The sequence below is a fragment of the Flavobacterium sp. RSP15 genome (assembly GCF_003968755.1).
Classification (GTDB): Bacteria; Bacteroidota; Bacteroidia; order Flavobacteriales; family Flavobacteriaceae; genus Flavobacterium.
This window is the reverse complement of the sequence record NZ_RYDL01000004.1, coordinates 1-26845: the sequence shown is the minus strand read 5'-3', so window position 1 is coordinate 26845 and position 26845 is coordinate 1. Positions and strand designations below refer to the sequence as shown.

Here is a 26845-nt window from a genome sequence, read left to right as displayed (position 1 = left end):
TAAATATACTGTTTTTTTTAAATTTTTTGAATTAGCATTTTCTCTCTTTTTAATTATAATATCATAAATTGGAATTTGTATATTTGCCAAACCAAACTACACAATTACTATGAGTCAAAAAGTATTACTTACTGCAAAAGAAGTTACTATCATATTACATCGTTTGGCCTGTCAATTAATCGAAAAACATTTAGATTTTTCAGATACAATATTAGTTGGAATCCAACCAAGAGGTGTTTTTTTGGCGGAGCGATTGAAACAAATTCTGCAAAAAGAATATCAAACTCCTGAAATTCAATTAGGTTATCTGGACATTACCTTTTTTAGAGATGATTTTAGAAGAACCGATAAGCCATTAGAAGCCAATAAAACCAAGATTAATTTTATTGTTGAAAATAAAAAAGTCATTTTCATAGATGATGTTTTGTTCACCGGACGAAGCATACGCTCGGCTCTAACTGCTATACAATCTTTTGGGCGACCTTCGGAAATTGAACTGCTGGTTTTGATAGACAGACGTTTCAGTCGCAATTTACCCATTCAACCGGATTATAGAGGCAGACAGGTAGACGCAATAAATGATGAAAAAGTAAAAGTGAGCTGGAAAGAAAATGAAGGAGAAGATGGCGTGTATTTAATTACAAGTTAGTTTTAAAACAAACGCCACCTATTAAAAACTATAATCGTAAATAAAAATGAAAGAATTAAGCGTAAATCATTTATTAGGGATAAAATACATCAATAAGAATGATATTGACCTGATTTTTGAAACTGCCGATCATTTTAAAGAAGTCATCAATCGACCAATTAAGAAAGTGCCTTCGTTACGCGATATTACTATTGCCAATATTTTCTTCGAAAACAGTACCAGAACAAAACTCTCTTTTGAATTAGCACAAAAACGGTTGTCTGCCGATGTTATAAGCTTTTCGGCAGCACAATCTTCTGTCAAAAAGGGAGAAACATTAATAGATACCGTAAACAATATCCTTTCGATGAAAGTAGATATGGTAGTGATGCGGCATGCGAATCCAGGCGCTGCTTATTTTTTGTCCAAAAACGTAAAAGCTAGTATCGTCAACGCAGGAGACGGTGCGCACGAACATCCAACACAAGCGTTGTTAGACAGCTATTCCATTCGAGAAAAACTAGGTGAAGTAGCCGGAAAAAAAGTGGTCATTGTTGGCGATGTTTTGCATTCCAGAGTCGCTTTGTCCAACATTTATGCGTTGCAAATGCAAGGCGCTGAGGTCAAAGTTTGCGGGCCTAAAACACTTATTCCAAGACATATTGAATCGCTTGGCGTTACTGTGGAACCTAATTTAAGAAAAGCATTAGAATGGTGTGATGTTGCCAATATGTTGCGAGTGCAAAATGAACGAATGGATGTGAATTATTTTCCTTCAACACGGGAATATGCACAACAATATGGAGTTGATAAACCGCTTTTGGATTCTCTTAATAAAGAAATTATAATCATGCATCCTGGACCTATAAATCGCGGTGTCGAGATTACAAGTGAAGTGGCTGATTCCAGTCAATCTGTGATTTTGAACCAAGTAGAAAATGGTGTAGCAATTAGAATGGCGGTTATTTATCTTTTGGCTTCAAAAATTCAATAAACTAATTTAAAACTTTGTAAATTAGCTATTTATAATCCATACTGCTATTAAGCGGTCTCTGAAATTTAAAACAATGAAAGTAGATCAAAAAGGACATACGATAACGATTAGGGATACTCAGGGTGATTTTACTTCTTTTTTGATGAAGGTTACCCACCAATATAAAACATTCGAAAAATACAACATAATAATTGATCTTTTGTTGCATAACGATTTGTCTACAAATGATGTTAAATTATTTATGCCATTGTCAAAACAACATAAAAAAGCTAAAAAATCTTTTGTAATTGTCACTTCTGATTTTGATTACAATGCCATTCCTGAGAAATTAACAGTGGTGCCCTCACTATTAGAGTCCCATGATATTATTGAAATGGAGGAGATTGAAAGAGATCTTGGTTTTTAAAATAGAACACTCGGTTACTTTTTAACCGCCAAATTTATTTAAACAAATATGAAATAACCGATTAAACAGTTAACCAAATAACCGAATAAATTAAATTTGAAACTAACAATCCTTGGTTGCTATGCAGCCACTCCGCGAACCTTTACCAATCCTACTTCCCAGATTTTAGACATAAAAAACAGACTCTTTTTGATTGATTGCGGAGAAGGAACCCAAGTGCAATTGCGGAAGAATAAAATCCGATTTTCTAAAATAAATCATATTTTTATTTCCCATTTGCACGGAGATCACTTCTTTGGATTAGTTGGATTAGTATCCACATTTACTTTGTTGAACAGAACTACGGATTTGCATATTTATGGTCCAAAGGGCATCAAAGAAATTATCAAGTTGCAATTGCGATTGTCTAATTCTTGGACGAATTACGGTTTGTTCTTTCATGAATTGGAATCGCTGGAAAGCGAAATTATTTTTGAAGACGACAAGGTTTTGGTGAAAACCATTCCATTAAAACACCGCGTGTATACGAATGGTTTTTTGTTCCAAGAAAAATTAGGAGACCGAAAACTGAATTTGGATGCCGTTCAAAATTATGAAATAGAGAGTTGCTATTACCAAAAAATAAAAAATGGGAAAGACATTGCGTTGGAAGACGGAAGAATCATAGCAAACGACAAATTGACATTTGATCCTATTCCGGCAAAGAGTTATGCATTTTGCTCAGATACGGCTTACAATGAGGATATACTTCCTATAATTGAAAATATAGATGTGTTGTACCATGAATCTACTTTCCTTCAATCGGAGGAAAATCTGGCCAAAAAAACATTGCATTCTACAGCTAAAGAAGCTGCAACCATAGCTTTGAAAGCAAATGCTAAACAATTAGTTTTAGGACATTATTCCACCCGATATGAAAGTATCGGATTGTTTAAAGAAGAAGCCGAAACTATTTTCCCTCCTGTACTCTTAGCAGATGATGGAAAAAGCTTTGAGTTTTAAATACAGAAATCAATTTAGAGTATAAAATAGTATTTGGATTTTTTGATAATTTTTATCAAATCATTCAACAATCAAACATTTTTAAAACAATGAAATATGAACGACTTAAGTAATTACAGAAAATCATACGAAAAGAGTGAGTTATTAGAATCCAATATTCCGGAAGACCCAATAAATTTATTTAATCGCTGGTTTCATGAAGTAGAAGATTATGGTGGCGAAAGCGAAGTAAATGCTATGACGGTAGCTACAATAGGTTTAGATGGTTTTCCCAAGTCTAGAGTAGTTTTATTGAAAAAATTTACTGAAGAAGGTTTTATTTTTTATACCAATTACAATTCAGAAAAAGGTAAGGCTATTGCTGAAAATCCTAATGTGTGCTTGTCTTTTTTTTGGCATACTATGGAGCGTCAGGTAATCATTAAAGGAATTGCAAAAAAAACATCGGAAATGACTTCTGATAGTTATTTTGAATCCAGACCTGATGGTAGTAAATTAGGTGCAATCGCTTCCAACCAAAGTGAAGTGGTGCCTTCCAGAGGCTATTTAGAGGAAAATCTGAAGCAATTAGAAAAAGATTTTGAGAGTGTTGTAATTTCGAGACCCAAACACTGGGGCGGATTTCTAGTAACTCCTTTAGAAGTAGAGTTTTGGCAAGGAAGGCCTAATCGATTACATGATAGAATTAGATATTCAAGTCAACACGATTATTCTTGGAAAAGGGATAGGCTCTCTCCTTAATGTAAGAAATATATTCATATAAATGTTTTTATGATGTAGTTAGTCGATTATTTTTGGTAGTTTGACGATAAAAGATGTAAATTTAATTTATAATAAAAAGCATCTATTAATTATTATCAAAGTTTTTTGCCCCACAATTTACTTTAAACTTAAACTACTACTATTATGAAGCTAAAATTACTTCGTGCGTTATTGCTCGTGACTGCGATGTGCACTATGAATTCCTGTTCTACAGACTCTTCTGAAACCCAAAAAGCTGATTTAGCAGCAGAGAAGGTAACTGTTTATTCATACAATTCGATTGAAATAGAAACGATGAATTTGATTAATGCTCACAGAGTTAGCAAGGGTTTAACTCCTTTAGAAAAAATTAATCATATGTCTTACAAATCAGAAGAACATGATCATTATATGATTGCAAATAATGTAGTGAATCATAATGATTTTGCGGCTCGTTCTGAAAACATAATGAAAACATTAGGAGCCACATCTGTAAGCGAAAACATTGCTTATAATTACAATACACCACAAGCGGTTTTAAGTGCCTGGTTGGCTAGTCCTGGTCACAAAGAAAATATAGAGGGTAATTTTACCCATTTTGGAATTGCAATAAAAACTGATCCTGCAACGGGTAAAAAGTATTACACAAATATCTTCGCAAAAATTTAAGTTGAGTATTTTTTTATAATTAAAAGGCTGTCTTCCCCCAAAAGACAGGCTTTTAATTTTTAACAATAGCAATTAATTATTACAAAGGGTTAGTGATGTTTTTTTAAATAAAAGTCCAATGAATCGACTGTCATTGGACTTTTTGTATTTGTGTCATCTTACCGAATTTCTATTCGTTTATAAAAAAACAACTAATTTTATTCGTAAGTAGCTCTTTCATTTTTGGTTTACGTCCACTGATGAGTAAAAGATACTAAATAATCGGCAGTACAACTCATAATGAAACAACGGAAAGTGATGCTTCTGGAAAACCAAAAAACCTCGGATTCGGGCTTTGTTTTTTTGTGGACGGTTTCTTAATTTACTATTTTCAAACTTCGTACCTTTGCACTTTAGAAATTGAAAGAAAATGATTGAAATAGGAAAATACAATACGCTTACCATATTACGCGATACCAAAGTGGGTTTGTTTCTGGGAAATCCAGAAAAAGATCCCGAAGGAATTCACGACATTCTGTTGCCTAACAAATATGTACCAAACGAATTTGAAATAGGCGAGGAGTTGATTGTTTTTGTGTATTTAGACCACGAAGAAAGACCCGTTGCCACCACATTAGAACCGTATATATTATTGAATGAATTTGCGCTTTTGCGTGTGAATTATACCAATCAGATTGGTGCTTTTATGGATTGGGGAATGGAAAAAGATATTTTGGTTCCGTTCAAAGAGCAGGCGCGTCCTATGGAAAAAGGCAAACGCTACTTGGTTTATCTTTATATGGACGAAAAAACCAATCGTTTAGTAGCCTCTAGTAAAACCAACCAATTTCTAAAAAATGAGGAGCTAACGGTTGAAAAAGGAGAAGAAGTGGATTTGATTGTTTCGCACATTACTGAAATAGGAATTAACGTAATTATCAACGAGAAACATAAAGGTTTGTTGTACAAAGATGAAGTGTATGATGATGCAATTCGAACAGGAGACCGCATGCGCGGCTACATTAAGACGATTCGCCCTGATAATAAAATTGATGTGGCATTGCAGGTTCAGGGGTACCAAAGTATCGAGCCCAATGCAGATAAAATTCTAGATGAGTTAAGAGCCAGCAGAGGTTTTTTGCGTTTGACGGACAATTCACACCCGGAAGACATTAAAACAGTTTTAAAAATGAGCAAGAAAACCTTTAAGAAAGCTATTGGTGCTTTATATCGAGAAAAATTAATCGAAATCAAGGAAGACGGAATTTACTTAATTAAGGAGTAAAATAATACCAACACTATTTTTATGTTTTATCGTTTGCAACCATTAAAAAATTTAGGAAGTTTAGTCAAGGAGCATATTCTTACTGTAGATTAGTTTCTAAATGATTTAGAAAAAATATAAAATGTTTAAACAATGTTCAATGTAAATTAAAAAAAGAAAGACTAATCGATATGGTTAGTCTTTCTCTTTTTAATATTGTTTTAGAATAATAAATTCTGACAACATTAAAATAAATTGGATGTTCAAAGTAACTTTATCCACCTCTAACACTATAGTATTCAGGATACTATTTTTAAAACAATAACGTAAGCATAAAGTACTTTAAAGAATAGTTTGTCTTTAAATGTCCAGTCAATTGCGTAGCATTTTTGAAAATAATTTCACAATAAAGCCACTGGTTTTATATATATTGGAAGATAATTTTCTAAACAATTGTTTATTAATGTCTCACTTATGCAAGAACAAGAAAAATAGCTCTTTAGTTAACCGTGGGTGTTACTTTTATTTTTACTGCTGAAGCAAATGATTTTCTCATAAACTCGTTAATCAGGGCTTTTGAAATAGTGTTATAAGTTATTACCGTAGAAAAACGAGTGACAACATTTTTAATGGTATTCAATACATTCTTTTTTTAGGTTAATAAATCAGTGAAAAATCAATAATTAAATGAGATAAATAATTCGTATTTATCTGATTAGCTGATTATAAAGCTAGAAATAATTTGGATTCCTAACTGTTAAAACGCTATTTTTCGGTCGTTTTTTAACATTACAAAGCCTTTAATGAGAGAAATATTACCATAAGCTTGTCTAAATAGAATAGATAAAATGTAAAAAATGATTTATTTTTACACTATAATAATTAAAATCAATTGTAATGAATTGGATTACTGCTAAAGAATACGAAGATATCACTTATAAGAAATGCAATGGCGTTGCCAGAATTGCTTTTAACAGGCCGGATGTGCGCAATGCATTTCGTCCAAAAACGACAGCTGAATTGTATAATGCCTTTTATGATGCGCAGGAAGATACTTCAATTGGAGTAGTTTTACTTTCTGCCGAAGGACCTTCTTCTAAGGATGGCGTATATTCTTTTTGTAGCGGAGGCGATCAAAACGCGCGCGGGCATCAAGGATATGTAGGCGATGACGGACAGCATCGCTTGAATATCTTAGAAGTACAACGCTTAATCCGATTCATGCCAAAAGTAGTTATCGCCGTAGTTCCTGGATGGGCTGTAGGCGGCGGACACAGTTTGCATGTGGTCTGCGATTTGACTTTGGCCAGTAAAGAACACGCTATTTTCAAACAAACTGATGCCGATGTAACCAGTTTTGATGGTGGATACGGTTCGGCTTATTTGGCTAAAATGGTGGGACAGAAAAAAGCACGTGAAATTTTCTTTTTGGGACGTAATTATTCGGCTCAGGATGCTATGGATATGGGAATGGTGAATGCTGTGATTCCTCACGCTGAATTAGAAGATACAGCTTACGAATGGGCGCAGGAAATCTTGCAGAAATCACCGATGGCTATTAAAATGCTGAAATTTGCGATGAATCTTACGGATGATGGAATGGTAGGGCAACAAGTTTTTGCAGGTGAAGCCACAAGACTTGCTTATATGACCGAAGAAGCTAAAGAAGGCAGGAATGCATTCTTGGAAAAAAGAAAGCCGAATTTTGAGAAAAAATGGTTGCCATAATTGAGTATTCAGTTATAAGTGTTCAGTAGTCGGTCGCCATCAAGAACGCAGCCGTAATTTGTCATGTCGACGAAGAAGAAATCTCATTAACAGTTTCAGTAATCAGACTCAAAAAAATCAAGTAAAAACGTCGCGCCTTAGTGGTCTTTGTGGCAAAAAAGAAAGCCTCTTTTTGGCAAAAAAATTAAAATTTACAAATGGAAAATTTCACAAACGAAACAATTGATACGGGCCAACTTCCAAAATTTGAGAAAGTCACTTTTATGAATTTACATCCTAAATATATTAGGGTAGTATTGATTAATTTGGCGTTATTTATTGGCATACTTATTCTTGTTCCAATATTGATTTCAACGTTTAAACCGGAACTGTTTTCAGGAAGAGTCTGGTTGATTATAGGAGCTGTTATTCCCGTATTCTCAGCTTTGTTGGTAGTGTTTTCTATTATTGGATTCCATAAAAAAGGATTTGCATTTAGGGAACACGATGTGCTTTTCAGACACGGAATAATTGCTACCAATACGGTTGTAATTCCTTATAACAGAGTGCAACATGTGGCATTGCATGAAGGACTGATTTCACGTTATTTTGGTTTGGCCAAAATTGAAATTTTTACTGCTGGCGGAAATTCCAGTGATATTGAAATTCCCGGAATTGAAAAAGAACAAGCCGAAAATATCAAACAGTTGTTGATGGGTAAAATACAAAAGCAATTGTAATGGCAGCCGATTTTAGTCAGCCACAGAGGCAATCTTCAATAGGGATTTTGGTAATGTTTTTTTATACGCTTCAGCAGGCCGCAAGAGCATTGTGGCCTATGATTGTGATTTGGATTTTCAAGTTTGATGAGGTTAATAAATTGTATTTTTTCTTTGGGATGCTTGCCCTCTTTGTGAGTGTTGGAGTTGTTTCTTATTTGAAATACCTGAATTTTACTTTCTTTTTGGATGCCGAAAATCAGGAATTTATCATTACCGACGGCGTTTTCAATAAAACCAAAACCGCGATTCAGCTGCGTAAAATCCAACAGGTAAATATCAATCAGTCTTTTATTCAAAAATTAATTGGCGTTTATGAATTGGATGTAGACACAGCCGGAAGCAATAAAAAAGAAGGTGCTATTCAAGCGATTTCGCAAGAACTGGCTTTGGAATTGAAATTTCGTTTGTTAGAAAATGAAGATATAAAGAATGAAATTGGCGCTGAAGAAACTGTATTGGAGGAAACCGAGCAAAAACTATTTGAAGCTGCGCATCCTTTTATTAAAATCAGTTTTTTGAGTTTGCTGAAAGTTGGAATTACATCTAATTATGGCAGAAGTATCGCTCTATTGGCAATTTTTTTTAGTACTATATTTGAGAATTTTCAAAATTTTGATGATAAAAGTAATCTTTATAAGGAGAAAGTAGGGTCATATATTGATAAAAATTTAGTGTTGCAAACTATTTTAATTTCGATACTGTTGTTGTTTTTTGTGGTTCTGGTTGTAAATGTGATCCGTACGGTTTTTAAATATTATGATTATAGAATAGCAAGACAAAAAGGATCTTTGTTGTTATCTTTTGGCTTATTGAATACGAAAAGTACCATTATCAAGCCTGAAAAAGTTCAGATCACGTCCGTTACGAGAAATTATTTCCAAAAAAAAATGGGAATTTTAGAACTAAAAATCAAACAAGCTACCGGGGGTGAAAAGGAAGAACGGAAATCAATAATTGAAATTCCGGGATGCAGTGAAGCGGAGAGAGATTCCATATTGAAGTTATTATTTCATCAAATTCCTGAAAAGGGAGTAATGCTGCAACCTAATTTTCGTAAACTTGTTTTTTCTGTTATTCTTTCAATAGGATTACCTTTGTTTAGTTTTATGGCAGTTGGTCATTGGATTGAACCTATAATTTTTGAATATAATTATGTGGTGCCAATTTATGTGATTTTTATTGGAACAATCCAATATTTTAAATTCAAAAATGACCGATTGTTTATCCACGAGAATTTTATAATAAAGCAAAGTGGTGCTTGGGATGTGAGCAATGATATTATTGAACCCAGTAAAATACAAGCGATTACAACGTCGCAGCTTTTTTGGCATAAAAAGTTGGATATTGGTTCCATAACATTGCATACCGCAGGAGGTAATATCGCTTTTCAATTAGGGAATTATTCAGTATTACAACAACAGGTTAATTTTTGGTTGTACGAAATAGAAACTTCCGATAGCAATTGGATGTAGTTTAAATAGTTTATTTGGTTAATTGTTTATTTGGTTAACCGAGTAAACAATTAACCAAATAAGCAATTACACTTTTAAATAAAAAAATATGAAACATTGGATTGAAGCCGCACGTTTACGAACCTTACCCTTATCGGTTTCTGGAATAATAGTTGGAAGCATGTACGCTTTGGCACACCCGACAGATAACATATTAACGCCTACGGAAGTTTTTAACTGGCGATTGTTTGGTTTTGCAATATTGACAACATTAGGATTGCAAATACTGTCCAATTTTGCCAATGATTACGGTGACGGCATGAAAGGAACGGATAATGAAGATCGGGTAGGACCAAAACGAGCCATACAAAGCGGTGTGATTACTCCGCAAGCCATGAAACGCGCCATGATCATTACATCAGCTTTGACGTTGCTTTCAGCGATGCTATTGATTTATTATGCGTTTAGAGATACAAATTTATGGTTTTCCTTGTTTTATTTGGTTTTGGGAATTTTGGCAATTGTATCAGCCATTCGATATACAGTTGGAAATACGGCGTACGGATACCGTGGATTTGGCGATGTGTTTGTCTTTGTATTTTTTGGGTTGGTGAGTACTTTAGGAGTGAATTTTTTATATTCTAAACAATTGGATGCGTTGTTGGTTTTACCTGCAATAGCCATCGGATTATTGAGTGTAGGTGTTTTAAATCTGAATAATATGCGAGACGAAGCATCAGATAAAAAATCAAATAAAAACACGATTGTCGTAAAAATTGGCGGTGCCAAAGCTAAAATATACCATTATATTCTGATTGTAACCGCGATGGTTTTAGTATTGATTTTTGCTATTACAGATGATTTTCACTTTGATCAATACTTGTTTTTATTGTCGTATATCCCTTTGGCCAAACATTTAATTACTGTCTATAAAAATCAAAATCCTAAGGAATTAGATCCTGAATTAAAAAAACTGGCATTGAGTACTTTTGCACTTTCAATTTTATTGTCATTAGGTATGATTTACTTCTTTTCGGATATAATAGTGAACACTTTTTTAGGAGGAAGATAAAATAATAATCAAATACGGAATCTTTTAACCATTCTATTTTTAAATTAAAAAAGATGAAAATAACATTTTACGGTCACGGGGCATTAGGTATAGAAGTTGGCGGCAAACACATTATTGTAGATCCGTACATTTCGGCAAATCCCAATGCAGCTCACATTGACATTGATACGTTAAAAGCCGATTATATTTTAGTGACACATGCTCACGGAGACCATATTCTGGATGTCGATGCGATAGCTAAAAGAACGAATGCGGTAATTGTTTCTAACGCTGAAATTGCCGGTTATTATGGTGCAAAAGGCTTTCAATCGCATCCTATGAATCACGGTGGAAGCTGGAATTTCGATTTTGGAAAACTGAAATATGTAAATGCCATTCATTCCAGTTCGTTTCCTGATGGCAGTTATGGAGGAAATCCTGGCGGTTTTGTCATCGAAGGGGAACATAAAAACATCTACATTGCTGGTGATACAGCGCTTACTATGGATATGAAACTCATTCCTATGCGGACCAAACTCGATTTAGCCATTCTGCCCATAGGTGATAATTTTACCATGGATGTTGAAGATGCGATTGTCGCTTCTGATTTCTTGGATTGCGATAAAATTCTGGGGTATCATTACGACACTTTCGGTTATATCGAAATTGATCATGAAGATGCTATTCGTAAATTCTTCAATAAAGGAAAAGATCTCATGTTGTTAGAGATAGGAAGTTCCATAGAGTTGTAATTTTTTTATTTGAAGCTAATCCAGCTATCCGTTGCAATCTTTTATCACCCTGTCAGGGTTTGAAACCCTGACAGGGTGATAAAAGGATTTTTACTTCTATCTGGGCTAGGGTTTGCCGGTACCAAACTTCGTAGTTAATTTTACTAAAACGTTGTTCGCTCTGGTGTTTAAATTTTATATCAATCATGCAAAAAAAGAATTTCATTTTTTTATTTCTGTTTCTAATTTCAACAAATACTATTTTTTCTCAGAAAGATGGCTATTGGGATAAAACCCGTGCTACAACCGAAGAAATTACAGTTTCCGCCAGAGATAGAATCGTTATAAAAACTCAAGATTTCCCTGAAGGAACTACAGAGGTCGTATACAGAATAACGCTTTTGGATAAAAATCAGCAAATGGTAGGCAGTTTAGTTTCGGTTTTAAAAGCTATTCCAGACCCAACAGGAATCAGTCAAGGTTCAGCAGGAGCAGTTTTTATCTTGTCGAAAATATCAGGTGACGATAAATGCAAGTATGCTGTTTTCTCTAGCGATCAATTAGCCACACAATATAAAGAAAGTGGCAAAACGGATGATGCTTGTTTGGTTCAAGACACGCCGGTGAGTAAAGATGCCAAACGACTTTCTACTGAGAAATCTACTTGTATGCGATCGAATTCGGGAAATTTATGGTTTGGTTTCGAAAGTAAAAACTGGATCATGAACCAAAAAATCATTCTCGAAGTCGTGCCGTGGGTCGATAATAAACTCAGTCGCGGATGGACTTTAGCAAACAGAAAAGCAATCATCGATCAATGCAAAACTTCTAATTTGGCTCAAAAAATGACCAATTCAGATGATTTTTGTGTTTGTATTCTCGATAAAATCCAAACCAAGTACAAGTTTAAGGAATTCCAGAAATTATTAGCTGTAGAGCGCACTAAGGCGTTCAGGGATTTTGGTAATAGTTGTTTTGGTGAAAGTAGTCTTTCAAAAAGCGTGTATGACGATTTGCGTAAGCAAGCCGCTATGTTGGCAAAACAAGGAATGCAAGGTGAGGCAATCACGAAATTGACAACGATTATCAATGATGGAAAAGCAACTGCTTTGGATTATAATGCGATAGGTAGCAGTTATGTTTTGACGAAGCAATACGGCAAAGCAATTAAATTCCTGAAAGAAGGCGAAAAACTTGATAATACCGAGTTATTGATACAATTGAATTTAGCACACGCGTATTTATTGAATGATAATTTTTCGTCTGCAAAAGCCATTTATAAAGAGTATCAATCGCAAAACGTAACGGATAGTTTGAGTTGGACTCAAAAAGTAAAACAAGATTTCGCAGCTTTTAAGAAAGTTGGGATTAAAAATGATGATTTTGAAAGAGTTTTGAAGTTAATGGATAAATAGAGAATTATTTATTAAATATTCTGTAAAAAAAAGAAATAAAAAATAAGAAAAGATGAAAAGAGCAAATTTGTTCATACGCTATTTTGGATTGTTAGTATTTCTTGTTGGAATAATTTTAAATATTAAAATGTATATTTTTGATGAATGGCCAACTTACCTATTTTTTCTATTATGTCTTTTTGGAATTTTATTGATTGGAATTTCTTATTTGAAGCGGTAAAAATTATAGTTTTTATGAAAAGCGTTAACTATTAATTATTCTAATTTGAAAGCAACCTACCACAAATACATTCTTAATTTCAAACGTCCATCTGGAACTTCTCGTGGCGTTATGACCGAAAAAGAAACTTGGTTTATTGTCTTGGAACAAGACGGTGAAAAAGGAATAGGAGAGTGCGGAATCCTTCGCGGATTAAGTATTGATGACCGACCGGATTATGAAGAAAAATTGCAGTGGACTTGCGATAATATTCACTTAGGAAAAGATCAGCTTTGGGAAGCGTTATTAGAGTTTCCTTCGATACAATTTGGAGTGGAAATGGCGTTCCGATCTTTGGAGAGTGAAAATCCTTTTTTCCTCTTTCCATCTGAATTCACAAACGGTACAAAATCCATCCTGATAAACGGTTTAGTTTGGATGGGTGAAGAGGCGTTTATGAAGCAGCAAATCGAGGAAAAATTAGCGCAAGGTTTTAGATGCATCAAACTCAAAATTGGAGCAATAGATTTTGATAAAGAACTACAGTTATTACGGTTTATTCGGGAACATTTTACTCCGGAACAAGTCGAAATTCGGGTAGATGCGAATGGTGCCTTTGATGTAACTTTAGCTTTAAATAAATTAATTCAACTATCTGAATTTAAATTACATAGTATAGAGCAACCGATACAAAAAAACCATACTGACAGGATGGCAGAGCTGTGTAAAAAAGCTCCTTTTCCTATTGCTTTAGACGAAGAGTTGATTGGTGTGTTTACTTTGGATGAAAAAGAGCAGTTACTAGAAAAAATCAAGCCGCAGTATATCATTTTGAAACCAAGTTTTGTAGGTGGTTTTCGAGGCACGGAAGAATGGATTTCATTGGCCGAAAAGCATAAAATAGGGTGGTGGATTACCTCTGCTTTGGAGAGTAATATTGGACTAAATGCGATTGCGCAATGGACTTTTTTGCAATACAATGTAATGCCTCAGGGATTAGGAACCGGAGCGCTTTATACGAATAATTTTGACTGTCCGCTGGAAGTTTCACAAGGACAATTGTGGTATAAAAAGGAGTTGGACTGGGCGTTTGATTTTGATTTTTTGAAATAGATTATCTCTTCTTTTTTTATTCGTCCTCTCTAACAAAACAGATAATGTCTTCAAACTAGGTGTGCGCTCCGCTATCAATTTGATAACTTCTTCTGAGAGGGTATTAAGTGCATTGACAAGGATAATTATCGTTTCTTTGATTTTTGATAATAATTCTGTTCTTGAAATATCTTTCAGTGAAAATTCTAATGGTCTGTTTCTTATATAACCCGTCTTTCCATATTGGGCTCCAATATATGTGTTGAGATTTCCTATAATATGCAAGCATAGATTTCCGGCTGAATTAGTGATTCCTTTTTGTGTTTTCCAAATATCACTTTTGTTTTCATACGATTCAATTTCGGATTTCAGAATGTTTAAATCTCTAATGAAAAGTATTTTCAAGATGTCAGTCAGCATGTTGAGTTTCTCTATAATTTTTTAATGATAAAAGCGCTTGATCTTGAATTTTTTTATGAAAAAAACCAGTCCAGCCTAGTAGGTATCCGGTGATTCCAAAAGCTTGTTTGGACCATTTAAAAATATCAAAATCATCTGTATGTTTTATAATTAATCCGTCTTTAAACTGAAATTGTGCCTGAATACGATTTACTACTTTTCTATTAGTCTTACTGAAATTGTAGGTAGCTATACATTGTACGGAGCCAATATAGTCATCAGCTTTGACTGCAGAGAATTTAATTGTAATATTCCCTTTGCTTTTTTCGAGGAGCATTTTCCACATTAGGCAAACATCATTTCCCTTTAATAGACCAAAAACTGGATCACGAAATTGAATACTAGAATCATAACAGTTACCCATTATTGGTGAATCTGCATTTGCAAAAGCACTATAGAATTTGGTAAGGATTTTCTCGTTTTCGGTCATGTTTTTAAATAAAGTGAAAAGTAAAAATACTAAAATTTTTACGAAAAGTAAGTGTTTAAAATCAAAATTGGAAAGGGACAACGTCTAATTTACCTTTACTTTGTAAAATTATAAGATTCAGAACTAATAAATTAATTCAAAAAAATTGGTATTAATTTGGGACTAAAATAGTAATAAAGATCTTCATTTCTTTCCATAGATTTCACAGATTTGCATAGATTAATGCGTTTCATAGCTTTAAAATATTTTTAATCAGCCCAATCTGTTGCAAAAATTTTCTTTAATAATTGCGAGAATATATCTTTCTTGCGACTTAATTATGAAAATGAATTTCTATTCATGATATCTGAAATAAATTTCAGCACAAAAAAAGAGGATAGAACTTTGCGTTTCCATCCTCTTTGTCAATTTATAATACGTGCATTTTACTTATTTAATAGCGGGCATTATATCAATTATGACGGTACGGTTGTAAAAACGTTCTTCAGGGGTTTTGTTTTCAAAAGGAGAATTATTTTCATTCTCGCCCTCTCCGGTTACTTCAAATTTTACGTCATTCCTACCGGCTTTAGATAACCCTTTTTCAAGGATCCCTTTCACATCGTTAGCACGGGCTAAAGACAAGTTTTGATTGTAGGTTTCTTCGCCAATACTATCAGTATGACCGTGAATTAGTACTGTTGCGCCAACAGGTATTTGCGGGCTTACTACTTCCATAAGGTAATTTTCATAGATACCAATTGCTTTAGATTTATTAAATTCATAAATAATACTATATCGGGTGCCTTCCTCCATTTTTGCAGGAGTCCAAAGTACCATGTGAACTGGCGTTTCTTTCTCTACAATTTTACCACTTTTAGTTTGACCAATCATTTTTACCGAAAAATCACCCTCTGGACGGCTTCCTAAAATTGCTTTCCCAGGAATTTTAACTTCGTCTTGAGTATATGGTCCAAAATTTTGAACCGTACCTTGCTCATCAGTAATTTGTAATGACCATGAAGATAAGGCTTCACCGGCTCCTTTATTGTTGAAGCTAACATAGCTTTCAATAGGAGCTTCTTGTAGTGCTATTATTTGTACAGGTTTTAATTGCGCATCAGGTCCACTTTGAAATTCCATTAGTAAATCCGGTGAATTACTTTCGATAGAAACTCTGCGATCGCCTTCACGAAGCAAGACCAATTCTTGAGTTCCGCCTGGTTGTTCAGAGGGTATAGTTGGTTTATCTTGACCTTTAGTCATTATTCTAGACGGATCAATAGCGAATATATCTACTAGATAGGTCTTGATTGATGCTGCCATGGCCAAACCTTCTTGGGAGCCTTTTTCTGACGAACCTACCAAGATAATTGTAGCTGTAGGATTTTTTTGCATTCGATCACCTAGAATGTTCAATACATTATAATACACAGTCATTTGACGTTTAGAACGATCAGACAATTTTTTTGGAACAAAAACTTCCAGTTGGTCTTCTTTGAAGTCTTTTACTTGGTCTTTCGTTAATACAACATAACGACTTGGAATTTCAGTAGATCCTTCATTAAAAAACACATAGTTTCTAAGTGGGAAAATTTCTGTCATTCTTCTTTCTCCCGGAAGATTACTAGGAGAATTTACGGAGAACTGTACTTCACGGTCCTTAGCCAGATCTGTTGCTTCCTGAATATTTTTTCCTTGTCCAAATTTAAGTGCGACGCCAGCTCTGATTGTAGTATTATTCCATGTTTCTGTAGCACGTGGATTTTGACCAAAATAGGGTTGGAAAGCAACAAAAGGCGACAAAATAAATTGTGTTTTGTTGCTGTTTGAAGATAGCGGAATGTCATATCCAGCTCCAATTTGAAGAGATAAAATTGTTTTGTTAATGGCACTAAAATCACCTCTTACTTCAGGAGAAGGCTCTTGATCCGGAAATGCCGTATTAGTGCCCAATTGATAGGTAAATGATTTGTCTAAATTGAAAGCTAAACGCGGGCCTCCATACACATAGAAATTAGATTTGAACGGAGCAAAACGTACGCTGGGTTCCACGGTGATGTAACTAAGATCAATAGATAAATCTGCAGGACAGTCACATGCGGTCGTAACGGGGTCAAAAGAACCTTTACGGCTGTCATAACCTGCTTGAAACATGATGCCCCATCTGGAATCGGCAGGCCTGTATTCTACAAGCGGCGCAATGAAAAGTCCAATACCGTCTCCCTCAAGGAAAGTAGCGGGTGGTGTGAAATTACCATTCAACTGATTTGTTGAACCGCGATAAAAATTAAAATTGGCACCAGCTGCAGTTCCAAAAAGCCAAGTAGGTTTTGCATATTTTACTACTAGTGTTTCTTGTGCCTGAACTTGGGTTTGAATGCTCCACCATGTCAAAGCAACTATCGCAACACTTTTGAAATTCAGATTATTAGGGGACCATGCAGCACATGATCCCATTTTGAATTTATTTTTAGTTTTCATTTTTTACGGTTTAGAGATTATATTTGTGTGCGTCATTACTACTGCTCCATTTCGAGCAAGCATTCTGCCATTTGCAGTTGAATATGCTCCCATTGTTATAGATTGCAAGGCTAATATATTCCCTTCAAATTTTGTGTAGTCTCCAATAGTTGCAGAACTTCCCGTTTGCCAATACACATTCTTAGCAAGTGCACCACCACTAAGTTTTATATTTCCACCTGCACCACCAACAGTAGTAAAAGCAGATGCGACTTGGAAGATCCAAACGTCAGTTGCAGAACCGGTAAGAGTCAAATCTCCATTTTGTACTAAAAGTGTGGATGTTGATTTGTATATACCTGCAACGAGTGTTTTTCCGCCCTGATCACCGGATACAGTTATTGGCGCACTATAAGAAGCTCCTTCTGCAAAAAGATATGCATTAGTCAGGTCTAGTTTTGCTTGTGTTAGCAGGGCAGCAATCCCTACAGGGGCAGTATCATCAGAAGCATAAATAGCACCATTTATTATAACTGCGGGAGGAAAGCCTGTTATTGAAGAACGAACACCAGGACTGATACCCACATCCATATTATTAATTACACTGAAACCTGCATTATTACTTACTCCAACACCGGATAAAATTCCAAATCTTTCTGCTGATCCAAGATTTACTGTATTTCCAACCAAGTTTGAACTAGTACTAAAGTTCCAAACGTAATCGTTTGCCAGAGGAGTACCCGCTAAATTTTTAGCAGCTGTACTAATTGTTGCGGTATAAGTAGTCCCCGCTATAAGTGGGCTTGTAGGAATAAAGGAAAGTGTAGTCCCTGAATAGGAAATAGCTCCTGCTACCGCTGTAGTACCATTTTTTAAAGTAAAGGTGGAATTACTAATAGTAGTAGGATCCATTTCTACACTAAAACCAGCAGTAATAGTTTTATTCAGAGCAATACCAGAAGAATTATTTTGAGGATCTGTTGTGACTACTGAAGGTCCACTAGTGGTGCCTGTGGTAAATGTCCAAACAAAGTTATTTGCAAGTGATGTTCCTTGTATATTTTTGACTCCAGTTGTGATCGTACTTGTATAGACGGTATTGACAGTTAAAGCTATACTAGGTACAAAATAAGCTTTCGTTCCGTTATAAGTAACCGTACCAGCAACGGAATTAGCGCCTTGTTTTAAGGTGAAATTGGTAGCGTTTACAGTCGCTTGATTCATTGGCATATTGAACTCTGCCGCAACCACTTTATTCAGAAATACATTGGTGGCATTGTTCAACGGATCTGTTTCTATTACCATTGGAGTAACTGTAGATCCGGTACTAAATGTCCAAACATAGTCTACTTGTAATGCATTTCCCATTACATCTTTAACGGATGTTTTAATTTTACCGGTATAGGTTGTGTTTGCGGACAATGGGGATGTAGGATCAAGTGTAGCAGTTGTTCCACTGAATGAAACAGTTCCTGTAACTAAAGTGGAGCCTTGTAAAGTAAAAGAGGATTGGTTAAAAGTTGATGCGTTCATCTCCTCATTGAAAATAACGGTAATCGATTTGTCTAGTGCTACATTAATAGCTCCATTTTCAGGGCTTGTCGAGACAACTTCTGGACAAACACCATCAATTTCTTGAAAGTCATCCTTAGCGCAACCAGAAATTAATGCAATAAATAGTATTGCAAAAGTTACTAATAAATTTTTAATTTTCATTTTTTGTTTATTTAGGGGATTAAGTTATATGCAGACAAAGGTGGGTTTATTAAAGTAGGAATATGTTATGTAATTAGCGAAATTACTTGCAAGATTTACTCTTGTAAATTGTTATATTTACTTTTAGGTATTAAAAATCAATTAGTTATATTTTGTGTTTGCTTAACGCAATATTAAAAGAGAATAGTGGCCTTTTACAGGATCTCTTTACTGTTTAAAAGCTTTTTTGTACTCTTATATTGGTATTCAATTTTAAGTTCAAAAAAATAAAAAGCGAAAAGTGAAAAAATTAATTTAAAAAAAAGATATAAAAAAAATCAAGAATGAAAATTCTTGATTTGTAAATAATACGAATATATCTTTTTATGTCTTTTTTTTCTTTTTACCTTTTTTTTCTAATGCAAAAATAAATGTTGTCAATTCGTTTGTAAAAATATCAAGCGCTATGGCAGATTGTTTTATGTACTCTGAAAATTCCTTTAACTCATTTGGGGAATTTATAGATTCCTCAAGTAAATTGGCTAATCCAATTATATTGGCAATAGGTTGCCTCACTCGATGCGAGGTCATGAACATCATTTTTTCAAGACCTTTTATATATTCTTTATGGTATTCTTCTGCTTTTTTAAGCGCTGTATTTACTATAATTAACTCGGAGGCTCTTTTTTCTTTTTCTTTGTTTTGAAAGGCAAGCTCCTGATTGGCAATTATTAATTCAGCGGCTCTTTTTTCTTTTTCTTTGTTTTGAAAAGCAAGTTCCTGATTGGCAATTATTAATTCAGCGGCTCTTTTTTCTTTTTCGATATTTTGGAAAGCTAGTTTATGGTTAGCAATAATTAATTCAGCTGCTTTTTTTTCATTTTGTCTATTTTGAAAAATAAGTTGTCGGTTATTTAGATATAACTCTTCTTTTTTTATTTTTTTGTTCATGCTTTCCAAATTAATTTTCAAGAATTATTATCATTTAAACAAATAACGTCTAAATAGTTTATTGGGTAAAAAAGGAATAAATCGTATTGCTTAGAAAGCATTTAAAACTTATTTTTAAACTGGAAATGCACTAATCAGTTAAAAATTTGAGATTTTTTTGGGAGACTATGATTTAGTGGTCTCTGAATATTTTGTACCTATACTCGTTATTGTAAATTGTAACAGTGTTCCTATTATTTTTTTGAAGGAATTGTTTGTAGCTCTCAGCATCACTTTTTTTAGTCAGAGAACCGGTCGCTATTCCAATAATAGGGTTAATTAAGTTTCCTTTTCATGCTGAAAAGGCAGTTATTTGTGAAAAAACATTATTTACTAAATTCAAAGGCTTCAAACTTTCGTAAATGTAGTAGCACAAATTCTTAAGTCATATGAACTCTAAATCTTGTTTTTTTGTACTAACCATATCATTTCTTGGAGTGTATCAGTCTTTTTTATTGGATCCATCTGTCTTTTTTTAGCATTTTGATAATAATGAAATTACTAATAGGCATTTTTAGACATTGCGTTTTATTGTAATATAAAACAATAGAAATTAAGACATAAGCGGATGATATTACAAAAAAATATAATAGTACCTACGAAATAATTCATCTAGCCACAGGCAAATACCAATGGTAATAAGAAAGATAAACAGTACAAATACAATAGAAACAGCTAGTCAAGATAGTAAAGAAGAGAGAACATCGGCAGTTTTATTTATTGCATGTAACTTTGCCAGTCCTATTGTTGTTCGGGTATAATTCGCTGCCTTTGCAAAAAGCATTTCTACTGTAGTTGCATTGTTTTACATGTTGAAATTTATTACAAATTGATATTGAGAATCATTTTGAAGCTATAATTTAAAAATTTTAAATTTTAAGTTCCTTTTTAGCTTCTACAAATTTAGCTTCTCCCTTGCCAATTAAATTTTCGCCTTCGTTCCAAATTTTCTCATACTTTTGAGTTATTGACCCTAATAAAGAGTCTAATTTGCCTTTTAATTCATCAGCATAATCATTGCTTTTGTCCATGATTTTTCTTCTTGTTTTGTCTCCTTTTTCAGGTGCAAACAAGACTCCTAATAATGCTCCCACGGCAACTCCGCCTAATACTCCTAATATAATTTTATCTGCTTTCATAATGTTTATTTTTTAATAATAATGAATTTAAATTCCTCGGCCTTTTATCAGTCTCAATATCACTGCTATTACAGCTATAACCAGAAGGATGTGAATAATTGATCCTGCGCTGTATGCGAAGAATCCAACCGCCCAAAAGACAATTAAAATTACGGCTATGGTGTATAATAGATTGCTCATGATTTCAATTTTTTATGATTAATATTTTAATTTCTAGTTAAGTCTAAGTCCCACATATACGCTCAATACGCTATTTTTTGCATCAGGATAAGTGTAATTAGTACCGGAATAATTTCTTTCTTTTCCTACTTTGGTTAAACCATAATTATATCGTACTCCAAAGTTTGCAACATCTAAATCGATACCGATACCTCCGGCGATACCTGCGTCAATCTTATTGAAATCATTGGTGTCTAATTCACTTTCGGAACTAAATAAGTTAGAATCATTTGTTGTTTTACCACTTACCATGTAAGCGGCATAGGGCCCAACATGAACATTAAAATTATCGGTAAGATTCATTACCAATAATACTGGTACTTCAATATAATTGACATTGAATTTCGCTGTTCCGTTAGCAAAAGAATTGTTGTACACTAGTTCTGCTCCTTTTGTGGTATAGTTGATCTCAGGCTGAATAGCAATAGCATTAGTAATTGGAAGCTTAGCATATAAACCGGCATTAAAACCTGTTAACACATTATTGTCATCTACATTATCCGTGTAAAGATTTGAGAAATTTAATCCCCCTTTGAAACCAAAAGAGGCTGTATTTTCTTGTGCTTCAACAGTTGTGAGGGCGATAAGGCTTACCAATAGTGAAGCTAAAAGTATTGATTTTGATTTTTTCATTTGTTTAATTTTTTAATTAAAAAATTGTTCTTTGCAAAGATGCAACTGTTTCAAAATAATTATGTTACAATACTTTTTGATAAGTTTATATTATTCACACTTTTTTCAATCTCCAAATTTTTTTTTTGATTTTTCTTTTTGTTCTTTCCAATTTCCTTTTAGATCTGATTCATTCCGCTTTATTGATAATTACCTGTGAAATAATTGTCACTATACATAGTTCAGCTCTTTATCTACAGTTTAAACCATAATAGGGTGTTCAGTTTGCCCCGGAATATCCACTTTATAACTAAACGATTGCATAACTTCTACGATTAGTTATATTATTCACGGTTTACAGACTAAGGCTCAGAGCCACATGTATTTTGCTCCATTCATTTTATATACCGGAATTGATTAATTGGCAGTTCTAGGTTGATTAATAGTGTATTCTATAAGGATATCTTCTAAAGACTTGTAGTAATTTTTAAATGTTTGGATATTTATTTCAGGATTTGAAATAATTGGAATAGTGATGGGAATCTCTGCTAGATGGCTCAGGATACTGGTGGTGTATTTTTATCGTAATTTCAAGAACAGATTCGCTAGGTTGTTTTTCTGTTATCATACTAAAATAGTTTAGGATTACCTTAATTTTTTTTAAAAAAGCATGCAATCAAATTCGCGAATTTCATCTTTAATAATTAGAATAAGTACTTGATAAAAAAGTGACTATGAAGTAAATTCATTAAAAAAAAATGGTTGTTTGTTTCAGAGTAAGAATTGTTATTGTGGATTTCAAGTCCTAAGGTTTTTTGTACCGTTGCTATTCCAAAGATAGAAAAGGTAACTTTTTAAAAATAAAACCTACCAGGTATGGATTCATATCAGGTAGGTTTTATAAATTTAAAATTGGTTGGTAGATAAAATCATCTGCATCCCTGGATATTGAACATCCCCGTCATCTTCAGCAGTTATAAATACTTTTGATGGCTTGTAGGCTGTAACAGTTTCAAAAGTTGCTCTAAGTTTTGAGGACAAGAATCCGCTATCACTTTTTATTTGACCAATATTTCTTACATTATCGCCGTCTGTTTCCATCCAGACAACGTAAACATTTTTTGAAGGCTGTAATCTGTTTACTTCGGCTAAATCTGATATTTTTATTTTTATCAAATAATTTTTGTTACTGTCTTTGGTGACATTTACCGCGCCATTTGCTGCGGGGACCACAATAGAATTTTGAAAAGCAATGTTTTTACCACATGAAGAAATCGAAAGCAGCATCAGTATTGCTAAACCACGCACAAATTTTTTTTTTAAATCAACACTTATTTTCATTTTGGTTTTATTTTAGGAGTACATATAATACAAATTTAAGTTTATTTCTTTATTTAATTAGTTGTTCCTTAACTTTTATTTAAACTTGTAATATCACACATTAAAAAAGACATAAGTTCTTCCTCTTGTTCAATACAGGCTTGCAGACAAATTTTTTCTAGTTGTAATACTAAATCATATATTCCCTCTGATTGATCTTGCGTAATTGCAAAGTTCTGAATTTTTTTGCCATATTTTCAAAATCATTGTTAATACCCATTATGGCAAATGAAGGGATCATTTTATGAGCAGCAGCGCCTAATAATTTCCAGTTTTTGTCCTCTAAACTTTGCTTTATAGTATGCATTAAGGGCGGTGTTTGTACTAAATACAGGGATATCATTTCCATCATTAAGGTTGGATTTGATTTTGTTTTTTGATTCAAATAAATCACATCAATACATTTTATTTTTTTCTCTTTACTATTGTTTTCCTTTAAACCGTTATTAAGTTTTTCATTCCGTTTTTCCAGTTTTGGTTTTTTTAATATTCCAACAATTTTGCTGTACAGCAGTCTTTCGTCAAGTGGTTTTGCAAGGTGGTCATTCATTCCTACCGATTTGCATTTCGCTAAATCAACTTTGGCAACATCAGCAGTTAAAGCAATAATTGGGACTTTTGAATTTTTTTCTTACAGATATACTCTGTAGCTTCAAATCCGTTCATCTCTGGCATTTGTAAATCGATTAGAATAATGTCGTACTCTTTCTCTTTTAGTTTTTCGATAGCTACTATTCCATTTTTGGCAATATCGTACTCAAATCCAAAATCGTCTAACAATGTATTTATTAGCAATTGATTGAACGGAATATCTTCAACTACTAAGACTTTAACATACTTGATTTCGGTATCTAATTCGATCAACTCATTTTCTAATTCAACATCGGCATTAGTTTTCTGAAAACTTAAAGTAAAACTAAATGTAGAACCTTCATTTAAGATACTTCTTACCCTTATAGTTCCGCCTTGTGGCTCTATCAGCTGTTTGACAATGGCCAGACCTAGCCCTGTTCCTCCGTATAATTGTGAAGTTCTACTGGAAGCTTGCTGGAAATTTTCAAATATTTTGTTTATTTTTTCTTCTTGGATACCAATTCCGGTATCAGTAATTGCAGATGCAATAATGACTCGGTCTTCGTCTTTATGTATCAAATTCACGTTTACTGTAATGTTACCTTTTGATGTGAACTTTACGGCATTGCTTAGGAGGTTTAAAATAATCTGATGCAAACGCACCGCGTCTCCCACAAGTACATTTGGTATTTTACGATCGTATTGCTTTATTAATCGTAAGTTTTTTTCTTGAATTTTTGTTTCAAATAAATGTAGCATAGCTGATATGGATAATTTCATTTTGAAAGGGATTTTTTCAAATGTCATCTTTCCTGAGTCTACTTTTGCTAGATCGAGTATGTCGTTTATCAGCACAATTAGGGCATCAACGTTCATCTTAATCGCACTAATGTATTCATTTTGTTTGGGTGTCAATTCTGTTTTCAAAACCACTTTTGTAAATCCAATGATGGCATTCATTGGAGTACGTATTTCATGACTCATATTCGATAAAAATTGTTGTTTTGCTTTTACATTACGGCATTCTCTGCTATAATAGTGGCACTTTCAGCATTTTTTTGAGCTTTTTCAGCAATTTCTGTTGTCAACTCAGCAAAAACTCTAGCCTCAATCAACTCTGTCGCAATTCTTTTTTGCGCAGTAACATCTCTTGCAACAATTACGACACCAAGAATGTTTCCTTTATCATCTTTTTATACGGATCAGTTGAATAATACATGCGTTAGTTTGCCGTCTTTATTCCGTAGTGTAAGTGGTGAATCTGCAACAGAGCCTTTTTCAAATACCTTCTGATATACTTCTCTTGCGTTTTGTTGTTCCGTAAAATAATCAAAAAAATCAAAATCAGTAAGTTCCTCTCGAGTGATTCCTGTTATATTTACTAAGGCTTCATTCATATCAGTAATTTTTCCTTTGGTATTAATTGTAACCAATGGATCACGACTCGCTTCAATTAAACTGAGTGAATACTGATACGTTAATTTTGCTTTGTACGTAAGTTCTGCTAGTTTTTTATTTACAATTTCTCGTTTTTCTTTTTCTATACTTTGAAATAAAAGCTCTTTATTGGTAATAACTAATTCATCCGCTCGTGTTTCTTTAATTTTGTTTTGAAAAGCGAGTTCATTGTTTGCAATTTTTAAATCTAGCGCCCATTTTTGTTTTGCACTATCTCTGCCAACAATTAGCATACCTAATATTGTTCCTAAATTATCTTTGTACACAAAGGCATTAAACAATACATCCGTAAAACTGCCTTTCTTATTTTGAATTGTAAGCGGAAAATCAGATACAGCGCTTTTCTGGAGAACTTCTTGATAGATGTCTTGTGTTGTTTGTTTTTCTGTGAAATTCTTGATTTTTTATGATTTCTATTTTATTTATAAAGGTAAATAAATAGGGTATTGATTGTTCTAATTTAAATATCCGATTTCTTCAATTGGGCTTCGTCTTTTGTCTTTTAATTTTTTAAAGTGAGAAGGGGAAAGTCCAGTTACTTTTTTGAACTGACTTGATAAATGGGCAACACTGCTATAATTCATTTTCCAAGCAATCTCAGTTATGTTTAATTCGCCATAAATAATTAATTCTTTTATCCGTTCTGTCTTATGTGAAATTATAAATTGTTCAATTGTGGTTCCCTGCACTTCTGAAAACAAGTTAGATAAATAGGTATAGTCGTGATTTAAGAGTTGGCTCAAATAATCGGAAAAATTGATCTTAATATTTTCAGTTGAATGGTGCACCATTTCGATAATTATATTTTTGATTTTTTCGATAAGCATTGACTTTTTGTCATCCATCAGTTCAAGTCCATAATCTAAAAGTGCAATTTTTAATTGTTGTCGTTGCTCCAAAGTAATATTTTCCATAATTTCAACTTCTCCTAAATCGACAACCATAAAGTGAAGGTCTAGTTTTTTTAGCTCTTCTTTCACTGCGATTTTACATCGATTTCCTACCATGTATTTTATATATAGTTTCAAAAATATTTCTTTTACAGTTTAGACAAAATTAGCTTTTAGCACTATAGGTACTTTATATAATTTAACTTATAAGTTATATAATTAAAGTTATTCTATTTTAAATAGGATATTAATTAAAAATAATTAAAAAATATAATAATTTTTTGCAATTAGTAAATTTCGTTACATATTTTTTACCAGTAACATTCTGGCAATTTTAAAATAATGACCATTAAAAGTTTTTCTTTAAATATAAGTAATAACCATGGTATAATGTCGTATTTTAAAATCAGGATAAAATTATGTAACAATCTGATTTAAAGCTATTTT

General features: G+C 33.4%; 28 protein-coding genes. 14 read left to right on the top strand and 14 right to left on the bottom strand.

The annotated features are described in order from the left end of the window. The first annotated feature begins 109 nt into the window (after positions 1–109). The 7 genes from pyrR (at position 110) to EKM00_RS06370 (ending at position 5704) form a co-directional block, all read left to right on the top strand. Positions 110–649, top strand: coding sequence for a bifunctional pyr operon transcriptional regulator/uracil phosphoribosyltransferase PyrR (pyrR, locus tag EKM00_RS06400; RefSeq protein WP_126453419.1), 540 nt, complete (start codon positions 110–112; stop codon positions 647–649). 46 nt (positions 650–695) lie between these two features. After that, the gene (locus EKM00_RS06395) at positions 696–1622 is read left to right on the top strand and encodes an aspartate carbamoyltransferase catalytic subunit (RefSeq protein WP_126515619.1); all 927 of its coding nucleotides are present in this window, start codon (positions 696–698) and stop codon (positions 1620–1622) included. A 73-nt stretch (positions 1623–1695) separates the two neighbouring features. Then, entirely contained in the window at positions 1696–2028 is a 333-nt protein-coding gene (locus EKM00_RS06390) for a ribonuclease Z (protein WP_126453424.1), read from the top strand. 96 nt (positions 2029–2124) lie between these two features. Beyond that, positions 2125–3030: a ribonuclease Z gene (locus EKM00_RS06385; protein WP_126453426.1), complete on the top strand. Its 906-nt coding sequence runs from the start codon at positions 2125–2127 to the stop codon at positions 3028–3030. Between the two features lie 96 nt (positions 3031–3126). Then, positions 3127–3771, top strand: a complete 645-nt coding sequence (gene pdxH / locus EKM00_RS06380; RefSeq protein WP_126515618.1) for a pyridoxamine 5'-phosphate oxidase — start codon at positions 3127–3129, stop codon at positions 3769–3771. Positions 3772–3936: 165 nt separating this feature from the next. After that, positions 3937–4440, top strand: coding sequence for a CAP domain-containing protein (locus EKM00_RS06375; protein ID WP_126515617.1), 504 nt, complete (start codon positions 3937–3939; stop codon positions 4438–4440). Positions 4441–4849: 409 nt separating this feature from the next. Next, on the top strand, positions 4850–5704 hold the full coding sequence (locus tag EKM00_RS06370; RefSeq protein WP_126454843.1) for a CvfB family protein: 855 nt from the start codon (positions 4850–4852) through the stop codon (positions 5702–5704). Between the two features lie 478 nt (positions 5705–6182). Here EKM00_RS06370 and EKM00_RS14710 read toward each other — a convergent pair whose 3' ends face one another. Then, entirely contained in the window at positions 6183–6323 is a 141-nt protein-coding gene (locus tag EKM00_RS14710; protein ID WP_158614741.1) for a hypothetical protein, read from the bottom strand. Positions 6324–6580: 257 nt separating this feature from the next. Between EKM00_RS14710 and EKM00_RS06365 the strand changes: the two genes are divergently transcribed. From EKM00_RS06365 to EKM00_RS06335, 7 genes are all read left to right on the top strand, one after another. Next, positions 6581–7411 carry a 1,4-dihydroxy-2-naphthoyl-CoA synthase gene (locus EKM00_RS06365; RefSeq protein ID WP_121365212.1) on the top strand — a complete coding sequence of 277 codons (831 nt, stop codon included), beginning with the start codon at positions 6581–6583 and terminating at the stop codon, positions 7409–7411. Between the two features lie 197 nt (positions 7412–7608). Further along, positions 7609–8130, top strand: a complete 522-nt coding sequence (locus tag EKM00_RS06360) for a PH domain-containing protein (protein WP_126454845.1) — start codon at positions 7609–7611, stop codon at positions 8128–8130. Further along, a complete protein-coding gene (locus tag EKM00_RS06355; protein WP_126515616.1) occupies positions 8130–9644 on the top strand; it encodes a PH domain-containing protein in 1515 nt (504 codons plus the stop codon). Before EKM00_RS06360 ends, EKM00_RS06355 begins: the two co-directional genes overlap by 1 nt. 88 nt (positions 9645–9732) lie before the next feature. Continuing rightward, positions 9733–10695 (top strand): 1,4-dihydroxy-2-naphthoate octaprenyltransferase, encoded by a 963-nt coding sequence (gene menA, locus EKM00_RS06350; protein ID WP_126454849.1) that lies wholly within the window; start codon positions 9733–9735, stop codon positions 10693–10695. 53 nt (positions 10696–10748) lie between these two features. Then, positions 10749–11426, top strand: a complete 678-nt coding sequence (locus EKM00_RS06345) for a metal-dependent hydrolase (RefSeq protein ID WP_126454851.1) — start codon at positions 10749–10751, stop codon at positions 11424–11426. A gap of 185 nt (positions 11427–11611) precedes the next feature. After that, entirely contained in the window at positions 11612–12820 is a 1209-nt protein-coding gene (locus tag EKM00_RS06340; protein WP_126515615.1) for a tetratricopeptide repeat protein, read from the top strand. A gap of 265 nt (positions 12821–13085) precedes the next feature. Further along, positions 13086–14132 carry an o-succinylbenzoate synthase gene (locus EKM00_RS06335; protein ID WP_126515614.1) on the top strand — a complete coding sequence of 349 codons (1047 nt, stop codon included), beginning with the start codon at positions 13086–13088 and terminating at the stop codon, positions 14130–14132. On the opposite strand, the gene EKM00_RS06330 is transcribed toward EKM00_RS06335, so the two are convergent. The 13 genes from EKM00_RS06330 to EKM00_RS06280 all read right to left on the bottom strand — a co-directional run bounded on the left by EKM00_RS06330 (position 14067) and on the right by EKM00_RS06280 (position 26515). Then, entirely contained in the window at positions 14067–14531 is a 465-nt protein-coding gene (locus EKM00_RS06330) for a DUF1572 family protein (protein ID WP_126515613.1), read from the bottom strand. The two genes, EKM00_RS06335 and EKM00_RS06330, sit on opposite strands and share 66 nt — an antisense overlap. Then, positions 14521–15000 (bottom strand): nuclear transport factor 2 family protein, encoded by a 480-nt coding sequence (locus EKM00_RS06325; protein WP_126515612.1) that lies wholly within the window; start codon positions 14998–15000, stop codon positions 14521–14523. Before EKM00_RS06325 ends, EKM00_RS06330 begins: the two co-directional genes overlap by 11 nt. Before the next feature lie 429 nt (positions 15001–15429). Next, a complete protein-coding gene (locus EKM00_RS06320; RefSeq protein ID WP_126515611.1) occupies positions 15430–17463 on the bottom strand; it encodes an OmpA family protein in 2034 nt (677 codons plus the stop codon). Between the two features lie 3 nt (positions 17464–17466). Further along, a complete protein-coding gene (locus EKM00_RS06315) occupies positions 17467–19158 on the bottom strand; it encodes an Ig-like domain-containing protein (RefSeq protein WP_126515610.1) in 1692 nt (563 codons plus the stop codon). A gap of 363 nt (positions 19159–19521) precedes the next feature. Continuing rightward, the gene (locus EKM00_RS14790) at positions 19522–20088 is read right to left on the bottom strand and encodes a histidine kinase dimerization/phospho-acceptor domain-containing protein (protein WP_199734610.1); all 567 of its coding nucleotides are present in this window, start codon (positions 20086–20088) and stop codon (positions 19522–19524) included. A 908-nt stretch (positions 20089–20996) separates the two neighbouring features. Beyond that, complete coding sequence (locus EKM00_RS06305; protein WP_126454863.1) at positions 20997–21266, bottom strand: YtxH domain-containing protein; 270 nt, start codon at positions 21264–21266, stop codon at positions 20997–20999. 27 nt (positions 21267–21293) lie between these two features. Beyond that, complete coding sequence (locus EKM00_RS06300) at positions 21294–21446, bottom strand: lmo0937 family membrane protein (protein WP_126454865.1); 153 nt, start codon at positions 21444–21446, stop codon at positions 21294–21296. Between the two features lie 33 nt (positions 21447–21479). Then, positions 21480–22118, bottom strand: coding sequence for a porin family protein (locus tag EKM00_RS06295; protein WP_126515609.1), 639 nt, complete (start codon positions 22116–22118; stop codon positions 21480–21482). Positions 22119–23003: 885 nt separating this feature from the next. After that, positions 23004–23438 (bottom strand): hypothetical protein, encoded by a 435-nt coding sequence (locus tag EKM00_RS06290; RefSeq protein ID WP_126454869.1) that lies wholly within the window; start codon positions 23436–23438, stop codon positions 23004–23006. Between the two features lie 169 nt (positions 23439–23607). After that, positions 23608–24027, bottom strand: a complete 420-nt coding sequence (locus EKM00_RS14920) for an Hpt domain-containing protein (RefSeq protein WP_233592248.1) — start codon at positions 24025–24027, stop codon at positions 23608–23610. A gap of 47 nt (positions 24028–24074) precedes the next feature. Further along, a complete protein-coding gene (locus EKM00_RS14915; protein WP_233592247.1) occupies positions 24075–25034 on the bottom strand; it encodes an ATP-binding protein in 960 nt (319 codons plus the stop codon). A 218-nt stretch (positions 25035–25252) separates the two neighbouring features. Continuing rightward, a complete protein-coding gene (locus EKM00_RS14910) occupies positions 25253–25774 on the bottom strand; it encodes a PAS domain-containing protein (RefSeq protein ID WP_233592246.1) in 522 nt (173 codons plus the stop codon). Between the two features lie 189 nt (positions 25775–25963). Further along, the gene (locus EKM00_RS06280) at positions 25964–26515 is read right to left on the bottom strand and encodes a helix-turn-helix domain-containing protein (protein WP_126454925.1); all 552 of its coding nucleotides are present in this window, start codon (positions 26513–26515) and stop codon (positions 25964–25966) included. Between the last annotated feature and the right edge of the window lie 330 nt (positions 26516–26845).

Excerpts from the sequence above, each read along its gene's own strand:
- EKM00_RS06330 (WP_126515613.1), bottom strand. The coding sequence starts at position 14,531 with ATGCTGACTGACATCTTGAAAATACTTTTCATTAGAGATTTAAACATT.
- EKM00_RS06320 (WP_126515611.1), bottom strand. The coding sequence starts at position 17,463 with ATGAAAACTAAAAATAAATTCAAAATGGGATCATGTGCTGCATGGTCC.
- EKM00_RS06305 (WP_126454863.1), bottom strand. The coding sequence starts at position 21,266 with ATGAAAGCAGATAAAATTATATTAGGAGTATTAGGCGGAGTTGCCGTG.
- pdxH (WP_126515618.1), top strand. The coding sequence starts at position 3,127 with ATGAACGACTTAAGTAATTACAGAAAATCATACGAAAAGAGTGAGTTA.
- EKM00_RS06395 (WP_126515619.1), top strand. The coding sequence starts at position 696 with ATGAAAGAATTAAGCGTAAATCATTTATTAGGGATAAAATACATCAAT.
- EKM00_RS06370 (WP_126454843.1), top strand. The coding sequence starts at position 4,850 with ATGATTGAAATAGGAAAATACAATACGCTTACCATATTACGCGATACC.
- menA (WP_126454849.1), top strand. The coding sequence starts at position 9,733 with ATGAAACATTGGATTGAAGCCGCACGTTTACGAACCTTACCCTTATCG.
- EKM00_RS06365 (WP_121365212.1), top strand. The coding sequence starts at position 6,581 with ATGAATTGGATTACTGCTAAAGAATACGAAGATATCACTTATAAGAAA.
- EKM00_RS14790 (WP_199734610.1), bottom strand. The coding sequence starts at position 20,088 with ATGAACAAAAAAATAAAAAAAGAAGAGTTATATCTAAATAACCGACAA.
- pyrR (WP_126453419.1), top strand. The coding sequence starts at position 110 with ATGAGTCAAAAAGTATTACTTACTGCAAAAGAAGTTACTATCATATTA.
- EKM00_RS06360 (WP_126454845.1), top strand. The coding sequence starts at position 7,609 with ATGGAAAATTTCACAAACGAAACAATTGATACGGGCCAACTTCCAAAA.
- EKM00_RS14915 (WP_233592247.1), bottom strand. The coding sequence starts at position 25,034 with ATGAGTCATGAAATACGTACTCCAATGAATGCCATCATTGGATTTACA.
- EKM00_RS06390 (WP_126453424.1), top strand. The coding sequence starts at position 1,696 with ATGAAAGTAGATCAAAAAGGACATACGATAACGATTAGGGATACTCAG.
- EKM00_RS06325 (WP_126515612.1), bottom strand. The coding sequence starts at position 15,000 with ATGACCGAAAACGAGAAAATCCTTACCAAATTCTATAGTGCTTTTGCA.
- EKM00_RS06340 (WP_126515615.1), top strand. The coding sequence starts at position 11,612 with ATGCAAAAAAAGAATTTCATTTTTTTATTTCTGTTTCTAATTTCAACA.
- EKM00_RS06315 (WP_126515610.1), bottom strand. The coding sequence starts at position 19,158 with ATGAAAATTAAAAATTTATTAGTAACTTTTGCAATACTATTTATTGCA.
- EKM00_RS06375 (WP_126515617.1), top strand. The coding sequence starts at position 3,937 with ATGAAGCTAAAATTACTTCGTGCGTTATTGCTCGTGACTGCGATGTGC.
- EKM00_RS06300 (WP_126454865.1), bottom strand. The coding sequence starts at position 21,446 with ATGAGCAATCTATTATACACCATAGCCGTAATTTTAATTGTCTTTTGG.
- EKM00_RS06290 (WP_126454869.1), bottom strand. The coding sequence starts at position 23,438 with ATGAAAATAAGTGTTGATTTAAAAAAAAAATTTGTGCGTGGTTTAGCA.
- EKM00_RS06345 (WP_126454851.1), top strand. The coding sequence starts at position 10,749 with ATGAAAATAACATTTTACGGTCACGGGGCATTAGGTATAGAAGTTGGC.
- EKM00_RS14920 (WP_233592248.1), bottom strand. The coding sequence starts at position 24,027 with ATGAATGACCACCTTGCAAAACCACTTGACGAAAGACTGCTGTACAGC.
- EKM00_RS06355 (WP_126515616.1), top strand. The coding sequence starts at position 8,130 with ATGGCAGCCGATTTTAGTCAGCCACAGAGGCAATCTTCAATAGGGATT.
- EKM00_RS06295 (WP_126515609.1), bottom strand. The coding sequence starts at position 22,118 with ATGAAAAAATCAAAATCAATACTTTTAGCTTCACTATTGGTAAGCCTT.
- EKM00_RS06280 (WP_126454925.1), bottom strand. The coding sequence starts at position 26,515 with ATGGTAGGAAATCGATGTAAAATCGCAGTGAAAGAAGAGCTAAAAAAA.